This is a genomic window from Mesorhizobium sp. XAP4, from assembly GCF_029269325.1.
Lineage (GTDB): Bacteria > Pseudomonadota > Alphaproteobacteria > Rhizobiales > Rhizobiaceae > Mesorhizobium > Mesorhizobium ciceri.
In genome coordinates, this window is sequence record NZ_JARIXW010000007.1 from 115,586 (window position 1) to 131,452 (window position 15,867).

Genomic DNA, 15,867 nt, shown 5'->3' on the forward strand with positions numbered 1-15,867 from the left:
AGATGCCGGCAGGCGTTGCGCCGGCAACTGCGGCGTGCGGATCCATCACGCGGCCGCGCCGGAACGGCGGTCAGCGGCCTGCCGGTAAAATTCGGCATGCGGCTCTTGGTGATCGGGCACGGCGCTGTTAATCTGGCGACAACTTAAAACACTGAAGCGCCTGCTGCGTCCATCATAGGTTCGCGCGGCGCCGGAAGGAACGACAGTGGAAGACCACGATACCGGCGCCGGCGCGCCGGAGGTGGGCGTGTCCAGCGCTTCCCAGCGGTCGGCTGACCCGGGGAACGCAAGCTGGCAGCAACGCCGCCCGACGGAGCTCCGCTCCGCAGACGGGCAGGCGGGCGACGCACCCCACAAAGGCAAGCCCAAGAAGCGGCGCAAGCGAAGGCGCGGGCGCAAGGTTTTTGCGCGCGAGGAAGCGCGTCCCGCGGAGAATCGATCGCCGGCGCCAGGCAAAACCGGTGCCCCGGCGGCGGAGGCCCACAGACCGGCGGAAGCGGCGGTCTCGCCCGCCGCTCTTGAGCCGCGGCCGGAACAAGGCGCCCGTCGGCCGCCGGTCCATGAGCTTCCGGTGTTTGCGGCGCTTGACCTCGGCACCAACAATTGCCGGCTGTTGGTCGCCGTGCCGACGCGGCATGGCCAGTTCCGCGTCATCGACGCCTTTTCGCGCATCGTCCGGCTGGGCGAGGGGCTCACCGCCAATGGCCGGCTCGGCCAGCCGGCGATGGACCGCGCGGTCGAGGCGCTGAAAATCTGCGGCGACAAATTGCGCAACCGCAAGATCAGAAAAGCCCGGCTGATCGCCACCGAGGCCTGCCGCACGGCCGAAAACGGCGTCGAATTCATCGACCGCGTCGAACGCGAGGCCGGCCTGAAGCTCGAGATCATCGACCGCCAGACCGAGGCGCGGCTGGCGGTGTCCGGCTGCGGCTCGCTGGTCGAGCGCGACACCCAAGGCGTCGTGCTGTTCGATATTGGCGGCGGTTCGTCGGAAATCGCGCTCATCGATCTCGCCGGCCGCCGTTCGCCGAGGTTGGCCAATCATATCGTGTCGTGGACGTCGCTGCCGGTCGGCGTCGTCTCGCTGGCCGAGCGCTTTGGCGGCCGCACGGTGACGCGCGAGATCTTCGCCGCCATGGTCGATGACGTTGCCGGCCGGCTGGCCAGCTTCGACGGTCGCGATCGGCTGAGCCATCTCAAGGCCAGCCCGAATTTCCATCTGCTGGGCACGTCCGGAACGGTGACGACGCTGGCCGGTGTCCACCTTGAACTCGAGCGCTACGATCGCCGCCGTGTCGACGGGCTGTGGATGGACCGCGACAGCGTCGACCGCATGGTAGAAAGACTGGTTGGCTGGGATTTCCAGCAGCGCTGCGCCAACCCTTGCATCGGTGCCGATCGCGCCGATCTGGTACTGGCCGGCTGTGCTATCCTCGAAGCGATCCGCGCCGTATGGCCGTCCGAGCGGCTGCGCGTCGCCGATCGTGGCCTGCGCGAAGGTATTTTGAGCGAACTGATGGCCGATGATGGCGTCTGGCGCAACGATGGGCGTGGCAGAGCGTGAACAGTCGACCCCCACTCCGTCGAGCTACGCTCGACACCTCTCCCCCGATCGACGGGGGAGAGGAAAGGCGTGAACTTATGCAGGCTGGCTCCCTTCCTCTCCCTCCGGAGGGGGGAGAGGTGGCTCGGCGAAGCCGAGACGGAGTGGGGGAAGCCGTTCACGAAACGCGCAGACGTCGAAAAATGAACACAACTCGACGAGCGAGAAAACCCGGACCAGAAATCAGGCAATGACCAAGAAACCGGAAAAACCAGGATCCGCCAGCATTCGCGTGCTGAAGACGCGAATCAAGAAGAAGAGCGGGCTGAAGGAATCGTCGCGCCGCTGGCTGCAGCGCCACATCAACGATCCCTATGTCCAGCGCTCCAAGGCTGACGGTTATCGCTCACGCGCGGCCTATAAGCTGATCGAGATCGACGACAAGCATCATCTGTTGAAACCCGGCATGAAGGTGATCGATCTCGGTGCGGCCCCCGGCGGCTGGTGCCAGGTCGCCGCCGCGCGGACGAAATCGACGGCCGACAAGCCGCATGTCATCGGCATCGATTATCTCGAAATGGACGCCGTGCCCGGCGCACCGGTGCTGCTGATGGATTTCCTCGATCCGCAGGCGCCGCAGAAGCTGGCCGAGGCGCTGGGTGGGGATCCCGATATCGTGCTGTCCGACATGGCGGCACCGACCACCGGCCACAAGCGGACCGACCATATCCGCACCATGCATCTGTGCGAGGTGGCGGCCGATTTCGCGCTCTCCGTCCTGAAACCGGGCGGGCATTTCCTCGCCAAGACCTTCCAGGGCGGCGCCGAAAACGAACTGCTCTCCATGCTCAAGAAGAACTTCCGCTCGGTCCATCACGTCAAGCCGCCGGCGTCGCGGGATGAATCGGTCGAGCTTTATTTGCTGGCCAAGGATTTCAAAGGGCGAGATCTTCCTTCTCCCCTGGGAGAAGGTGTCGCCGAAGGCGACGGATGAGCTCCAGGGAGCGCCAACGTTTCACTCCGCTGGAACACCCCTCATCCGTCTCGGCGCTTTCGCGCCGATCCACCTTCTCCCACAGGGGAGAAGGCAAGAGGGAACTACTTCCCCGCCGTGCTCGTTTCCAGCGTCTTGGGTGTGGTCAGGCGGCCGTGGCCGGAGATGGCGTTGCCGGCATCGGGCGCCAGCCGCATGAACGACAGCGACGCGGCGGCCGAAATCGCCGCGACGACGAAAAACGCGGTGTGGAAATCCGCCAGCGTCAGTGATCGGTCGTGCAGGCTTGTGGACACTTCCAGGATTCCGCCGGCCAGCGCCACGCCGAGCGCGACCGACAACTGCTGGAACACCGCCGTGATCGGTGTCGCCTTGCTGGTGTCTTCAGCCGAAACCTCGGCATAGGCGAGCGCATTGACGCCGGTGAAGAACATCGAGCGGATGAAGCCGCCGACGAGCAGCATGGCCAGCATCAAGAGATAGGGTGTGTCGGGTGTGAACAGGCCGTTGATGGCGATCGAGGCGGCGGCGACCAGAGAACCGACAACCAGGACGCGGCGGAAGCCGGCGACGCGGAAGATCAGCGCGGTGACGAATTTCATGCCGATGGCGCCGATCGCCGAAACGAAGGTGATCATGCCGGACTGGAATGGCGTCAGGCCAAAACCGATCTGGAACATCAGCGGCAGCAGGAACGGCACGGCACCAATGCCGATGCGGAACAGTCCGCCGCCAAGCACCGAGGAGCGGAACACCTGGTTGCGGAACAATTCGAGCGCCAGCAAGGGATTTTTGGCGCGCCGCGCGTGCAGCAGATAGAGCGCGCCCGACAGCAGGCCGACCGCTACGGTGATAAGGCCGGTGGCCGGCGGCAAATAGGGCAGGCTCACCACCGACAGGCCGAAAACCACGCCGGATGCCGCCAGCCCGCTTAGCACGAAGCCGAGGAAGTCGAGCGGCGGCGTCTCCATCGATTCGGTCTCCGGCAGGAAACGCGTCGCCAGCCAGATGCCGATCAGGCCGATCGGCACATTGATCAGGAAGATCCAGTGCCAGGTGAAGTAGGTGGTGATGAAGCCGCCGACCGGCGGCCCGACCAACGGTCCGACCAACGCCGGAACGGTTAGCCAGGACATCGCCGCGACGAGTTCGCTTTTTGGTGTCGCGCGCACCAGCACCAGCCGCCCGACCGGTGTCATCATGGCGCCGCCAATGCCTTGCAGGAAGCGCGAGACCACAAAAGGCGGCAGCGAACCGGAGAGCGCGCAGGCGATCGAGCCGACGATGAAGACGGCGATCGCGGCGCGAAAGATATTCTTGGCGCCGAAACGGTCGGCCATCCAGCCGCTAATCGGAATGAAGATCGCCAGCGAGACGAGATAGGCGGTCAGGGCCAGCTTGAGCGCGATCGGGCTGGTGTGGATGTCGACGGCGATCGCCGGCAGCGATGTCGCGATAACAGTCGAATCCATGTTTTCCATGAAAAGGGCGACCGCCAATATAAGCGGGATGGTGCGGTTCAAGGAACGCGTCCAGACTTGAATGTTGCGTTGCCGGTTGCATGTCGGCCCTGAGGCGGGCGGTTACCATGCCTTCGCCGGGATGTCGCATTAATTTGCTGTCACTTTTGTGCGACCGGCAACCACAGGTGGCATCCCTTCGCCGGAAAGTCACCTTTCCGGGAGCGTGAAATCATCCGCTTTTCATCGGTGCTTGGACGTGGTACCAGCCAGCGCCAATCCTGAAAGGGAAGAAACGAGTCGGCGCTGTCCATTCCGGTCCAGCGCTTTTTTGTATTCCCCCACCGCTTTTTATGTTCAAGGGACTGGCCATGGCAAAAATCATCGAAACGTCCACCGGCGCATTGGCGCTGACCTTTGACGACGTGCTGCTGCAGCCGGGTCATTCCGAGGTCATGCCTGGCGAAACCGATGTCCGCACCCGCATCGCCGGCGACATCGACCTGAATGTGCCGATCCTGTCGGCGGCGATGGACACCGTCACCGAGGCGCGGCTTGCCATCGCCATGGCCCAGGCCGGCGGCATTGGCGTCATCCACCGCAATTTCTCGCCGGCCGAACAGGCCGAGCAGGTGCGGCAGGTCAAGAAATTCGAATCCGGCATGGTGGTCAATCCCGTCACCATCGGCCCCGACGCGACGCTCGCCGACGCGCTGGGCCTGATGCGCAGCTATTCGATCTCGGGCATTCCGGTGGTCGAGAACGGCGGCAGCGGCGGCCACAAGATCGGCCGGCTGATCGGCATCCTGACCAATCGCGACGTGCGCTTTGCGTCCGATCCGGCGCAGAAGGTCCATGAACTGATGACCCGTGACAACCTGATCACGGTCAAGGAGAACGTCGACCAGGACGAGGCCAAGCGCCTCCTGCACCAGCACAGGATCGAAAAGTTGGTCGTCGTCGACAGGCAAGGCAATTGCGTCGGACTGATCACCGTCAAGGATATCGAGAAGTCGCAGCTCAATCCGCACGCCACCAAGGACGCACAGGGCCGCCTGCGCGCCGCCGCCGCCACCAGCGTCGGCGATGACGGTTTCGAGCGCGCCGAACGCCTCATCGATGCCGGCGTCGACCTTCTGGTGATCGACACCGCGCATGGCCACTCGCAGCGCGTGCTCGACGCCGTCACGCGGGCGAAAAAACTATCCAACTCCGTCCGCATCCTGGCTGGCAACGTCGCCACCGCCGCGGGCACGCAGGCGCTGATCGACGCCGGCGCCGACGCCGTCAAGGTCGGCATCGGCCCGGGTTCCATCTGCACCACCCGCATCGTTGCCGGCGTCGGCGTGCCGCAGCTCTCAGCCATCATGTCGGCGGTCGAGACGGCGCACAAATCCGGCGTCTCGGTGATCGCCGATGGCGGCATCAAATATTCCGGCGATCTGGCCAAGGCGCTCGCCGCAGGCGCCAGTGCGGCCATGATCGGCTCGCTGCTGGCCGGAACCGACGAAAGCCCGGGCGAGGTCTATCTGCACCAGGGCCGCTCCTTCAAGGCCTATCGCGGCATGGGCTCGGTCGGCGCCATGGCCCGCGGCTCCGCCGATCGCTACTTCCAGGCCGAGGTGCGCGACACGCTGAAACTGGTCCCCGAAGGCATCGAAGGGCAGGTTCCCTACAAGGGACCTGTGTCTGGTGTGCTGCACCAGCTTGCGGGCGGGCTGAAAGCCGCTATGGGTTATGTTGGTGGCCGCGACCTTGCCGATTTCCGCGAGCGCGCCACCTTTGTGCGCATATCCAATGCCGGACTTCGTGAAAGCCACGCCCATGACGTCACGATTACCCGCGAAAGCCCGAACTATCCCGGCGGAGCCTGACCAGTACGGGCTCGGGCGGAGCCTGACGGCAACGATCCTGCGGCTGCCGCGCCACGCAGGCGCACTCTGTTTCCTGTCGGCGGTCGTTTTCATCGCCATGACGGGTATGGAATTCCTCTACTTCCGCCAGTTGAGCGGCGGCTTGCCATCACTCGACATGCGTATTTTCGGTTTCACTCCGGACGAAGGCATGGCCTGGCTGACGGCACTCGGCCGGCGCGGCGGCGAGATCATTCTCGTCTGGCACTATCTGACCTTCGATCTGTTGTTCCCGGCGCTGCTGTCTGTGACGCTGGTCAGCCTGATCCTGGCCACCGGCCGGCGATTGAAGGCTTTCCGCGTGCAGCCGGTGCAGCTGCAGTCGATCTTCGCGCTGGTCCTGGTGCTGCCCTACACGCTTGCCGACTACGCCCAGAACATCGCGGTAGCGCGGCTTCTGTCCGATTTCCTGTCGGCGAATCCGGACTCGCTGTCTTTGGCTTCGGCGCTCACCGTCACCAAATTCGCGCTTTTCGCCATCCCGGTGATCGTCATTGCCGCCTTCTGGCTGGCAGGCCAGAAACGCCTGGCCTGATGCCGCGCGCAAAGCTCAGCCCGCTAGGGGACACTTGGTGAACCAGACCACGATCTTCTGGCCTGTTCTGGCGCATGTGCTGCTGATCTACATCGTCTACTGCGTCCTGGGTCGCCGCAGATACGGCGCAATCAGGTCAGGCGAGGCGAAGCCCGGTCATTTCAAGGTGCGTTCGACCGAGCCGGCCTCCAGCGTTACCGTTGCCGCCAATCTCACCAACCAGTTCGAGCTGCCGGTGCTGTTCTATGTGCTGTGCCTGACGCTGCACCTGACCAACGGCGTCAACTATCTGACCCTGGCGCTGATGTGGATTTTCGTCGCATCGCGCTATTTCCACGCCTGGGTTCACCTGACCAGCAACAATCTGCTGCTGCGCAGCCGGTCGTTCTTCGTCAGTGCGGTGATTCTCCTGCTGGGATGGATCTGGTTCGCGCTACACCTGCTCGGCATGGTCTGAGCAGGGCACCTTTTCCTTCTCCCGCAAGGGGAGAAGGAAAGTCCGCGAGGGACGTCTAAAGATCGAACACCGCAATCTTGCGCTTGTCGAACTTGATGCCGATCTCGCCGCGCACCAGCTTGAGCGCGGCCTCGCCGAACACCGCGCGCCGCCAGCCCTGCAGGGCCGGCACGTCGGCTTCCTCGCCCTCGGCGGCGATACGGTCGATGTCGTCGCTGGAGGCCAGCACCTTGGACGCGACGCCTTCCTTTTCGGCGACGATCCGCAGCAGCACCTTCAACAGTTCCGCCGCGGCGCTCGAGCCCTCGGGCGGCTGGAAACTCTTTGGCAGTTTCGGCATCTGCTCCTTGGGCAAGGCAAGGGCGGTGTTGACCGCGCCGAGCAGCGCCGTTGCCGTCGAAGAGCGCTCCCAGCCTTTTGGGGTAGTGCGCAGCTTGCCAAGGGCTGCCGCGTCGCGCGGCGCCTGTTGCGCCACCTCGTAGATCGCATCGTCCTTGAGTACGCGGCCGCGCGGCACGTCGCGTTCGCGCGCCTCGCGCTCGCGCCACGCCGCAACGCCCTGCACGATCGCCAGTTCCTGCGGCTTGCGCAGCCGCATCTTCAGCCGCTTCCAGGCGTCCTCGGGATGCGGATCATAGGTTTCGCGGGAGGTAAGGACCTCCATTTCCTCGTTAAGCCAATGGGCGCGGTTTTCCCGCGCCAGTTCGGCGCTGAGGTGCTGATAGACCTCGATCAGATGGGTGACGTCGGCCAGCGCATAGTCGAGCTGCTTGTCGGAAAGCGGCCGGTGGCGCCAGTCGGTGAAGCGCGACGACTTGTCGAGCCGCGCCCCGGTGATGCGCTGCACGAGCTGATCGTAGGATACGCTGTCGCCGAAGCCGCAGACCATTGCCGCCACTTGCGTGTCGAACACTGGATGCGGAACCAGATCGCCGAGATGGACGATGATTTCGATGTCCTGCCGCGCGGCGTGGAAGACTTTGACCACCGCCTCGTTGGCCATCAGCCTGAAGAACGGCTTCAGGTCGATATCGGGAGCCAGCGGATCGATCAGTGCCGTCACGCCGGGAGCGGCCATCTGGATCAGGCACAGGATCGGCCAAAACGTCGTTTCTCGAATGAATTCGGTGTCGACAGTGACGAAATCCGACTTTTCGAAAGCGGCGAGAACGGTCTCGAGTTCTTTCTGGGTGGTGATGACGTGCATCAAATCGCTTTTGGCAGGAGTAAGGTCTTCCTAGATTTCAGCCGCCGGGGCTTTCGTCAAGCTTTGGCACCGTGGTCACGGCTCCGCCGGCCCATCGGAATCGCTGTTTCTTTTGGCCAGCCGTGCGAAAACCGTTGAAGTGCGCAGGAGCGCAATGAAGCGGCCGCGCCTGCCTGCCGGCACGCCGGACCGGGCCTGCATGCGGTAAAGGATGACGGCGATGAAGATCGCGTAGACCACCGCGCTGAATACAAACAGGGCGCCCGGTCCGAAATATTGCATCGCCGTCGAGGCGGCGAACGGGCCGCCGATCGCGCCGAAGGAATAGAACAGCATCAGCGCCGCGTTGATCAGCACGAACTCGCCGGTGTCGGCGCGATCGTTGGAGTGGGCCGCCGACAACGAATAGAGCGGCATGGCGAAACAGCCGAAGATGAAGACGAGGACGAAGTTGAGCAGCGGATTGCTACCGGCGATGAACACCAGCGCCAGCGCCGAAAGCATCGCGCAGCAGGTCGTCATCAGCAGCACCCGGCGCCGGTCCCAGCGGTCGGAGAGGTAGCCGAGCGGATACTGGATGATGGCGCCGCCGAAGATGCCGACGCTGACGAAGGTGACGACATCGGCGACCGACATGCCGATCTGCTCGGCATAAACCGGCGACAAGGTGCGAAAGGCGCTGTTGGTGACGCCGACGGCGATGCAGCCGAAGCAGCCCAGCGGCGAAATCCGCCAGACGCGCGCTAGGTCGAGCTTGACCTCCTCCGGCGGCGTCGGGTTGGAGCGGTCGCCGAGCGAAACCGGCACCAGCGACAGCGTGATCATCATCGACATGATAGCGAAAATTGCGAAACCGCCAGCGCCGAAGATCGGGATCAGGAACTGGGCTGATGTCACCGAACCGATGTCGACCATCCGGTAGATCGCCAGCACGCGTGCCCGATCGTGATTGCTGACGCCGGAATTCAGCCAGCTTTCGACGATGGTGAACAGCCCGGCGAAGCAGAAGCCGCCGGCAAGACGCACCGCGCACCACATCACCGGATCGATGACCAGCACCAGGAGCAAAGTACCGACCGAGGCGATTGCCGCCAGCGCCGAAAATGCCCTGATATGGCCGACCGCCTTCATGATGCGGGTGATGGCAAGGCAGCCGAGCAGGAAGCCGGCGAAGTAGAAGGTGCCCATCAGGCCGATGTCGGAAGCCGAAAACCCTTCCTGCGCGCCGCGCAGCGCGATCAGCGTGCTCTGCAGCCCATTGCCGCCGAGCAGGATGCCTGCGGCGAGAAGAAGCGGGATCATCGGGCGGATGGAGGACATGAAGAGGCGATCACGTGTCGGTGATCCCTTCTTGGACCATCGCCCTGGCCAACGCCAGCAGCAATTCCCGGCAAACTACAGCGAGGATATGTCCAACTCTTCTTGGAAGGTCCAAACGCTTATGAACGGGCCGTCGTTTAGGTTCTTGCTATAGATCGTCATGATCACCTGTTGCCGTTGATCGTCGCGCGGAGCCAACTGACCGGTGATGAGCCGGAAACCGTCGGGATCTACGCCAACAGCGAATTGCTGTTCCGGGTCGATACGATCGTAGTCGATTATGAGCCGCGATCCGTCGAACTGCTCCCGCATCGATTCGTCGTTCGGAAAGTCACCGTCGGAGAGGGCTTTGAACCGCGCCCAATCGTCTATGCGAGCCGCGTCAAGCAGGTTGACGATGCGGCTGCGCTCTTGAGGTGTCAGAAAGAGCTTCTGGTTTTGCATATCCTGATCTCATTTGCCGTAAACGTAGCGGTAGAGGATATCGCTATCCATTGTGCCGCCCAAGTTTACAACGGATGTCCTGTCGAAGCCGCTTGCCTTGACAAATCCGGCCTCCCATGCGCTTTTCGCGCAAATTTTGAGGCCGGGCTTGATGCTCGGCCTGCAACCCAGCACCCCGGACTTTACCAATGACAATGCACCGTTACCGCAGCCATACCTGTGCCCAGTTGAGGAAGAGCGACGTTGGCTCGACCGTTCGTCTGTCCGGCTGGGTGCATCGCGTGCGCGATCATGGCGGCCTGCTCTTCATCGACCTGCGCGACAATTATGGCCTGACCCAGATCGTTGCCGATCCGGATTCGCCTGCCTTCAAGGTCGCCGAGACCGTGCGCGGCGAGTGGGTCATCCGCGTCGACGGCGAGGTCAAGGCGCGCTTGCCCGAGACCACCAACGCCAATTTGCCGACCGGCGAGATCGAGATCTTCGCCCGCGAGATCGAGGTGCTGTCGGCGGCCAAGGAATTGCCGCTGCCGGTGTTCGGCGAGCCTGACTATCCCGAGGATATCAGGCTGAAATACCGTTTTCTCGACCTGCGCCGCGAGACGCTGCACAAGAACATCATTGCGCGGACAAAAATCATCGCCGAAATGCGCAAGCGCATGGGCGAGGTCGGCTTCACCGAATTCTCGACGCCGATCCTCACCGCGTCGTCGCCGGAAGGCGCGCGCGACTTCCTGGTGCCGTCGCGCATCCATCCCGGCACCTTCTATGCGCTGCCGCAGGCGCCGCAGCAGTACAAGCAGCTGATCATGGTGTCGGGCTTCGACCGCTATTTCCAGATCGCGCCCTGCTTCCGCGACGAGGACCCGCGTGCCGATCGCCTGCCCGGCGAATTCTACCAGCTCGACCTTGAAATGAGCTTCGTCGAGCAGGACGACGTGCTGTCGACCATGGAACCTGTCATGCGCGGGGTCTTCGAGACCTTCGCCAACGGCAAACCGGTGACGCAGAACTTCCAGCGCATTCCCTATGATGTGGCCATGCGCAAATACGGCTCCGACAAGCCGGACCTGCGCAACCCGATCGAGATGCAGGCCGTCTCCGATCATTTTCGCGATTCCGGCTTCAAGGTGTTCGCCAACATCCTGGCCAACGACCCGAAGGCCGAAGTGTGGGGCATTCCCGCCAAGACCGGCGGCAGCCGCGCCTTTTGCGACCGTATGAATTCCTGGGCGCAGGGCGAGGGCCAGCCGGGGCTGGGCTATATCTTCTGGCGCAAGGAGGGCGACAAGCTCGAAGGCGCCGGTCCGCTCGCCAAGAACATCGGCGAGGAGCGCACCGAGGCGATCCGCCTTCAGCTCGGCCTTGCCGATGGCGACGCCGCCTTCTTCGTTGCCGGCGACCCGAAGAAGTTCGTCTCCTTCGCGGGGGCTGCGCGCACCCGTGCCGGCGAGGAGCTGAACCTTGTCGACCGCGAGCGTTTCGAGCTGTGCTGGATCGTCGACTTCCCGTTCTTCGAGTGGAACGAGGAAGAGAAGAAGATCGACTTCGCCCACAACCCGTTCTCGATGCCGCAAGGTGGCATCGATGCGCTGAATGGCGAGGACCTGCTCGGCATCAAGGCGTTCCAGTACGACATGGTCTGCAACGGTTTCGAGATCGCCTCAGGCGGTATCCGCAACCATCTGCCCGAAACCATGGTCAAGGCGTTCGAGACGGTCGGGCTGGACCGCGCCACGGTCGAGGAGCGCTTCGGCGGCCTCTATCGTGCCTTCCAGTATGGCGCACCACCGCATGGCGGCATGGCCGCCGGCGTCGACCGCGTCGTCATGCTGCTGCTCGGCGCCAAGAATCTGCGTGAGATCACCATGTTCCCGATGAACCAGCAGGCCTATGATCTGTTGATGAATGCACCCTCGGAAGCGAGCCCGCAGCAGCTTCGCGACCTGGCGCTGCGCGTTGCCGTGCCCAGGAAGGACGCCTGATCGCGCTTCGGGCGATGCTTTAAAGACCGCCAGAACCATTCTTTCGATTCGCTAATCTCACAAAAAAGCCCGGCATCGCTGCCGGGCTTTTCGCATACTGAGATCGCTTCGATCAGTCTTCGTTGGCCTTGACGGTGACGCCGAGCGTCTTGGGCAGATCGAGCGGGTTGGACATGGCGCCCGCCATGATCAGTGCGAACGGCACGGATGCCGGCGGCTCGGCCGAGATTTCGAGGCTCTTCGGATCGTCGAGGAATTTGCTGACCGCGGCCGTAACCTGCGCAGTCAGTTCCGGATTGTTGAGCTGCGCCATGCCGAACGGCACGATCGCCTTGGCCTGGTTGGCGATGTCCTTGCCGGACATGCCTTGCTGCTTGCCGACATAGTCCAGCACCTTGTTGGTCAGCGAATCGTCGTCGAAGCGGATCGAGGCGCTGTTGAACGAAAGCTGCTGCAACAGGCCGAGCATGGCCATGCCTTGCGCCGAATTGTCGGCGCCTTCCGGCTGTGCCGCCATCTTCTTCTGCATTTCCTGCAGCGACTTGATGAAGTCCAGCGTGTAGCCGCCGAGATTGAAGGTCATGCCGAGCGTGCCGGCATTCTCGACCGAGATGTCGTATTTCGACAGTTCCATCTTGCCATCCGTGGGCTGCCAGGTGCCGGCCATTTCGAGATTGCCCGCGATGTTCTGGTAGCCGAGCGCGTTGATGACTTCCTTGGACTTGGGATCGTCCACCAGCGTCAGGTCGGCATTGAATTTTTCCGTGGTGGCAGTGAATTCCATCGCCTTGCCGTCCGCCGGCGGCGTGATCTCGATGGCAAGCCCGTCCATCGAGAAGGCGGTCTTGTCGGCGACCTTGACGGTCATGTTCGAGAGTTCGGCGGACTTGTACATCATCAGCGAGCCCAGCGGGCCGGTGGCGCCGTCGGCCGGAACTGTCATGTCGTGGATGACGAAGGGGCTGAGGTCGAGGGTGACGCCGTCCTTGCTGTGTGTGAAGGCAGCCGTTGATACGGTGGCGATGTCATAGCCGCCATTTGCCTCGGTCACGCCTTCGAGTTTGACGTCGCCGATGGGAAGCGCTTCCTTCTCCGCCGCCGGTTTGATGGCGACGCCCTGCAGCACCATGCTGGTGTTGTCGCCGGTCACCCCGGTCCAGGTGATGTCGACACCTTGTGCGACAAGCGCTGCCTTCAGCCGGTCGGCCACTGCCGTATCCTGTGCGAGGGCCGCATTCAGCGGCAGCGTGAGCAAGAAGGTCGAAAAAGCCAGTTTCTTGAGAATTGAGCGTTTGATTGTCATCGCAAGGTCCCTGAGAGTGTCCTGAAATTGTTTTTTCAATTATTTGCGCCATCACCATTCCGTGACGAACTGGACCGGAAAAAGGCGTGTCCCGGCACATTGGTCAAAAATCGCGGTGAAAGGCAAACCCGATCCCACCGTCTTTGCGCAAACCGGTGAATTTGTCATGAAGAGCCGATAGCCGGATATCGTCGCGCTTGGCGATAGAGCCCGCATGTAACAGGCTGATGTTGGCCGACATCCGCTGGGGTATGGTTTCATGTTGCAGAAAGGCCGGTATCTCCGTCGGGCTCTTGCCGCGAATCACCCGCTCGGCTAGTCCGAGCCCATGGGAAAAAGGCTTTTGCCGCCTGAAAATGGCGGTGGCGATCACATCGAGCCGGTCGATCTGAAGAAGGCGCTGGAAGAGCGCTATCTGGCCTATGCGCTGTCGACCATCATGCACCGGGCGCTGCCCGACGTGCGCGACGGACTGAAGCCGGTCCATCGCCGCATCATGCACGCCATGCGCCTGCTGCGGCTCAACCCCGATCAGGGCTTTGCCAAATGCGCCCGCATCGTCGGCGAGGTGATGGGCAAGTTCCACCCGCATGGCGACCAGTCGATCTATGACGCGCTGGTGCGGTTGGCGCAGGATTTCTCGATGCGTTATCCCCTGGTCGACGGGCAGGGCAATTTCGGCAACATCGACGGTGATAACGCCGCCGCCATGCGCTACACCGAAGCGCGCATGACCGATGTGGCGACCGAACTGTTGTCCGGCATCACCGAGGATGCCGTCGATTATCGGCCGACCTACAATGAAGAAGACGAGGAGCCGGTGGTTTTGCCCGGCGCCTTTCCGAACCTGCTGGCCAACGGCTCGTCCGGCATTGCGGTGGGCATGGCGACATCGATCCCGCCCCACAACGCCGCCGAGCTTTGCGATGCCGCACTTCACCTGATCGAAAACCGGGACGCGCCGGTGGCGAAGCTGATGGACTTTGTCCAGGGGCCGGATTTCCCGACCGGCGGCATCATCGTCGACAGCCGCGCCTCGATCCTCGAAGCCTACGAAACCGGTCGCGGTGGCTTTCGCGTGCGCTCGAAGTGGTTCCAGGAGGACCAGGGCAGGGGCACCTGGAGCATCGTTGTCACCGAAATCCCGTACGGCGTGCAGAAGGCGCGGCTGATCGAGAAGATCGCCGAGCTGCTGATGGCGCGCAAGCTGCCGCTGCTCGAGGACATCAGGGATGAAAGCGCCGAGGACGTCCGCGTCGTGCTGGTGCCGAAGAGCCGTTCGGTCGATCCCGGCATCCTGATGGAATCGCTGTTCAAGCTGACCGAGCTCGAAAGCCGCTTCCCGCTCAACATGAATGTGCTGTCGCGCGGCAAGGTGCCCAACGTGCTGTCGCTGAAGGGCGTGCTGCAGGAGTGGCTCGAGCACCGCCGCGAGGTTTTGGTCCGCCGCTCGAAACATCGCCTCGGCGAGATCGAAAGGCGGCTGGAGATACTTGCCGGCTATCTGATCGCTTACCTCAACATAGACGAGGTGATCAGGATCATCCGCGAAGAGGATGAGCCCAAGCAGGTGATGATGGCCCGCTGGTCGCTCACCGACACCCAGGCCGAAGCCATCCTCAACATGCGGCTGCGCGCCCTGCGCAAGCTGGAAGAATTCGAGATCCGCAAGGAATTCGACGGCCTGAGCGCGGAGAAGAAGCAGATCGAGGCACTGCTTGCTTCAAACGAGAAGCAGTGGGCGACGATCAAGTGGGAAGTTACCAACATCCGCGACAAGTTCGGCCCGGAGACCGATCTCGGCAAGCGCCGTACCCAGTTCGCCGACGCGCCCGAACACGATCTGACCGACATCGCCCACGCCATGATCGAGCGCGAGCCGGTCACCGTGGTCGTCTCGGAAAAGGGCTGGCTGCGGGCGATGAAGGGGCATCTGGCCGATCTCTCGACGCTGACCTTCAAGGAGGGCGACAGCCTCAAGCTCGCCTTCCATGCCCAGACCACCGACAAGGTGCTGGTCTTCACCACCGGCGGCAAATTCTACACCATCGGCGCCGACCGGCTGCCTGGCGGGCGCGGCCATGGCGAGCCGATCCGCATCATCGTCGACATGGACAATGACCAGGACATCGTCACCGCCTTCGTTCACGATCCGAAGCGCAAGCTGCTGCTGGCCTCGCATGACGCCAACGGTTTCATCGTGCCGGAGGAGGATGTCGTCGCCAACACCCGCAAGGGCAAGCAGGTGATGAACGTCAAGGCGCCGGACGAGGCCAAGCGCTGCATCCCGGTCACCGGCGACCATCTCGCCATCGTCGGCGAGAATCGCAAGATGCTGGTGTTCGCGCTCTCCGAGATTCCGGAGATGGGCCGCGGCAAGGGCGTGCGGCTGCAGAAATACAAGGACGGCGGCCTTCTCGATCTCAAGCCGTTCACGCTTGAGAGCGGCCTTTCCTGGCAGGATTCAGCCGACCGCACCTTCACAAGGTCGCGCGAGGAACTGGCTGAATGGATCGGCGCCCGTGCCTCGGCCGGACGCATGGTGCCGAAGGGATTCCCGAGGACGGGGAAATTTGGGTAGCGAGTGAAGCTGCCGATCCCCCCTCGTGGGGGAGATGCCCGGGGAGAGGGGAGAGGGGGGCGCTGTCCCGCCGACGGTCGAGTTCACAGATACTCGATTGGTTTGCGGCTCACGGTCCAAATCCA

13 protein-coding genes are annotated in these 15,867 nt (G+C 63.1%); 7 read left to right on the top strand and 6 right to left on the bottom strand.

Features of this window, described 5'->3' with window-relative positions:
* Nucleotides 1–205: 205 nt before the first annotated feature.
* Both P3C39_RS26770 and P3C39_RS26775 read left to right on the top strand, forming a co-directional pair.
* On the top strand, nt 206–1,564 hold the full coding sequence (locus P3C39_RS26770) for a Ppx/GppA phosphatase family protein (RefSeq protein WP_127371660.1): 1,359 nt from the start codon (nt 206–208) through the stop codon (nt 1,562–1,564).
* 229 nt (nt 1,565–1,793) lie between these two features.
* A complete protein-coding gene (locus tag P3C39_RS26775) occupies nt 1,794–2,537 on the top strand; it encodes an RlmE family RNA methyltransferase (protein WP_013532288.1) in 744 nt (247 codons plus the stop codon).
* Between the two features lie 104 nt (nt 2,538–2,641).
* On the opposite strand, the gene P3C39_RS26780 is transcribed toward P3C39_RS26775, so the two are convergent.
* The gene (locus P3C39_RS26780; RefSeq protein ID WP_275954716.1) at nt 2,642–4,060 is read right to left on the bottom strand and encodes an MFS transporter; all 1,419 of its coding nucleotides are present in this window, start codon (nt 4,058–4,060) and stop codon (nt 2,642–2,644) included.
* 308 nt (nt 4,061–4,368) lie between these two features.
* Here P3C39_RS26780 and guaB point away from each other — a divergent pair, with 308 nt between their 5' ends.
* The 3 genes from guaB to P3C39_RS26795 are packed head-to-tail and all read left to right on the top strand — an operon-like array spanning nt 4,369 to nt 6,902.
* On the top strand, nt 4,369–5,871 hold the full coding sequence (gene guaB, locus P3C39_RS26785; RefSeq protein WP_013532286.1) for an IMP dehydrogenase: 1,503 nt from the start codon (nt 4,369–4,371) through the stop codon (nt 5,869–5,871).
* The gene (locus tag P3C39_RS26790) at nt 5,822–6,445 is read left to right on the top strand and encodes a hypothetical protein (RefSeq protein WP_275954715.1); all 624 of its coding nucleotides are present in this window, start codon (nt 5,822–5,824) and stop codon (nt 6,443–6,445) included. Before guaB ends, P3C39_RS26790 begins: the two co-directional genes overlap by 50 nt.
* Before the next feature lie 37 nt (nt 6,446–6,482).
* A complete protein-coding gene (locus P3C39_RS26795; RefSeq protein WP_275954714.1) occupies nt 6,483–6,902 on the top strand; it encodes an MAPEG family protein in 420 nt (139 codons plus the stop codon).
* 55 nt (nt 6,903–6,957) lie between these two features.
* On the opposite strand, the gene rnd is transcribed toward P3C39_RS26795, so the two are convergent.
* The 3 genes from rnd to P3C39_RS26810 form a co-directional block, all read right to left on the bottom strand.
* Nucleotides 6,958–8,109, bottom strand: a complete 1,152-nt coding sequence (gene rnd / locus P3C39_RS26800) for a ribonuclease D (protein ID WP_127366197.1) — start codon at nt 8,107–8,109, stop codon at nt 6,958–6,960.
* 75 nt (nt 8,110–8,184) lie between these two features.
* Nucleotides 8,185–9,429: an MFS transporter gene (locus P3C39_RS26805; RefSeq protein ID WP_275954713.1), complete on the bottom strand. Its 1,245-nt coding sequence runs from the start codon at nt 9,427–9,429 to the stop codon at nt 8,185–8,187.
* A gap of 75 nt (nt 9,430–9,504) precedes the next feature.
* On the bottom strand, nt 9,505–9,873 hold the full coding sequence (locus P3C39_RS26810; protein ID WP_275954712.1) for a hypothetical protein: 369 nt from the start codon (nt 9,871–9,873) through the stop codon (nt 9,505–9,507).
* 194 nt (nt 9,874–10,067) lie between these two features.
* Between P3C39_RS26810 and aspS the strand changes: the two genes are divergently transcribed.
* Nucleotides 10,068–11,858: an aspartate--tRNA ligase gene (gene aspS / locus P3C39_RS26815; RefSeq protein ID WP_164920061.1), complete on the top strand. Its 1,791-nt coding sequence runs from the start codon at nt 10,068–10,070 to the stop codon at nt 11,856–11,858.
* Nucleotides 11,859–11,970: 112 nt separating this feature from the next.
* Here aspS and P3C39_RS26820 read toward each other — a convergent pair whose 3' ends face one another.
* A complete protein-coding gene (locus tag P3C39_RS26820) occupies nt 11,971–13,161 on the bottom strand; it encodes a hypothetical protein (RefSeq protein WP_064995458.1) in 1,191 nt (396 codons plus the stop codon).
* A 103-nt stretch (nt 13,162–13,264) separates the two neighbouring features.
* Entirely contained in the window at nt 13,265–13,534 is a 270-nt protein-coding gene (locus P3C39_RS26825; RefSeq protein WP_127423385.1) for a hypothetical protein, read from the bottom strand.
* On the opposite strand from P3C39_RS26825, the gene parC reads away from it, so the two are divergent.
* Nucleotides 13,490–15,742 carry a DNA topoisomerase IV subunit A gene (parC, locus tag P3C39_RS26830; protein ID WP_275954711.1) on the top strand — a complete coding sequence of 751 codons (2,253 nt, stop codon included), beginning with the start codon at nt 13,490–13,492 and terminating at the stop codon, nt 15,740–15,742. The genes P3C39_RS26825 and parC overlap by 45 nt on opposite strands.
* The last annotated feature ends 125 nt before the right edge of the window (nt 15,743–15,867 follow it).

Coding starts and splice junctions, on each gene's coding strand:
- P3C39_RS26775 (WP_013532288.1), top strand. CDS start 1,794: ATGACCAAGAAACCGGAAAAACCAGGATCCGCCAGCATTCGCGTGCTG.
- guaB (WP_013532286.1), top strand. CDS start 4,369: ATGGCAAAAATCATCGAAACGTCCACCGGCGCATTGGCGCTGACCTTT.
- P3C39_RS26790 (WP_275954715.1), top strand. CDS start 5,822: ATGACGTCACGATTACCCGCGAAAGCCCGAACTATCCCGGCGGAGCCT.
- rnd (WP_127366197.1), bottom strand. CDS start 8,109: ATGCACGTCATCACCACCCAGAAAGAACTCGAGACCGTTCTCGCCGCT.
- P3C39_RS26805 (WP_275954713.1), bottom strand. CDS start 9,429: ATGTCCTCCATCCGCCCGATGATCCCGCTTCTTCTCGCCGCAGGCATC.
- P3C39_RS26810 (WP_275954712.1), bottom strand. CDS start 9,873: ATGCAAAACCAGAAGCTCTTTCTGACACCTCAAGAGCGCAGCCGCATC.
- aspS (WP_164920061.1), top strand. CDS start 10,068: ATGCACCGTTACCGCAGCCATACCTGTGCCCAGTTGAGGAAGAGCGAC.
- P3C39_RS26820 (WP_064995458.1), bottom strand. CDS start 13,161: ATGACAATCAAACGCTCAATTCTCAAGAAACTGGCTTTTTCGACCTTC.
- parC (WP_275954711.1), top strand. CDS start 13,490: ATGGGAAAAAGGCTTTTGCCGCCTGAAAATGGCGGTGGCGATCACATC.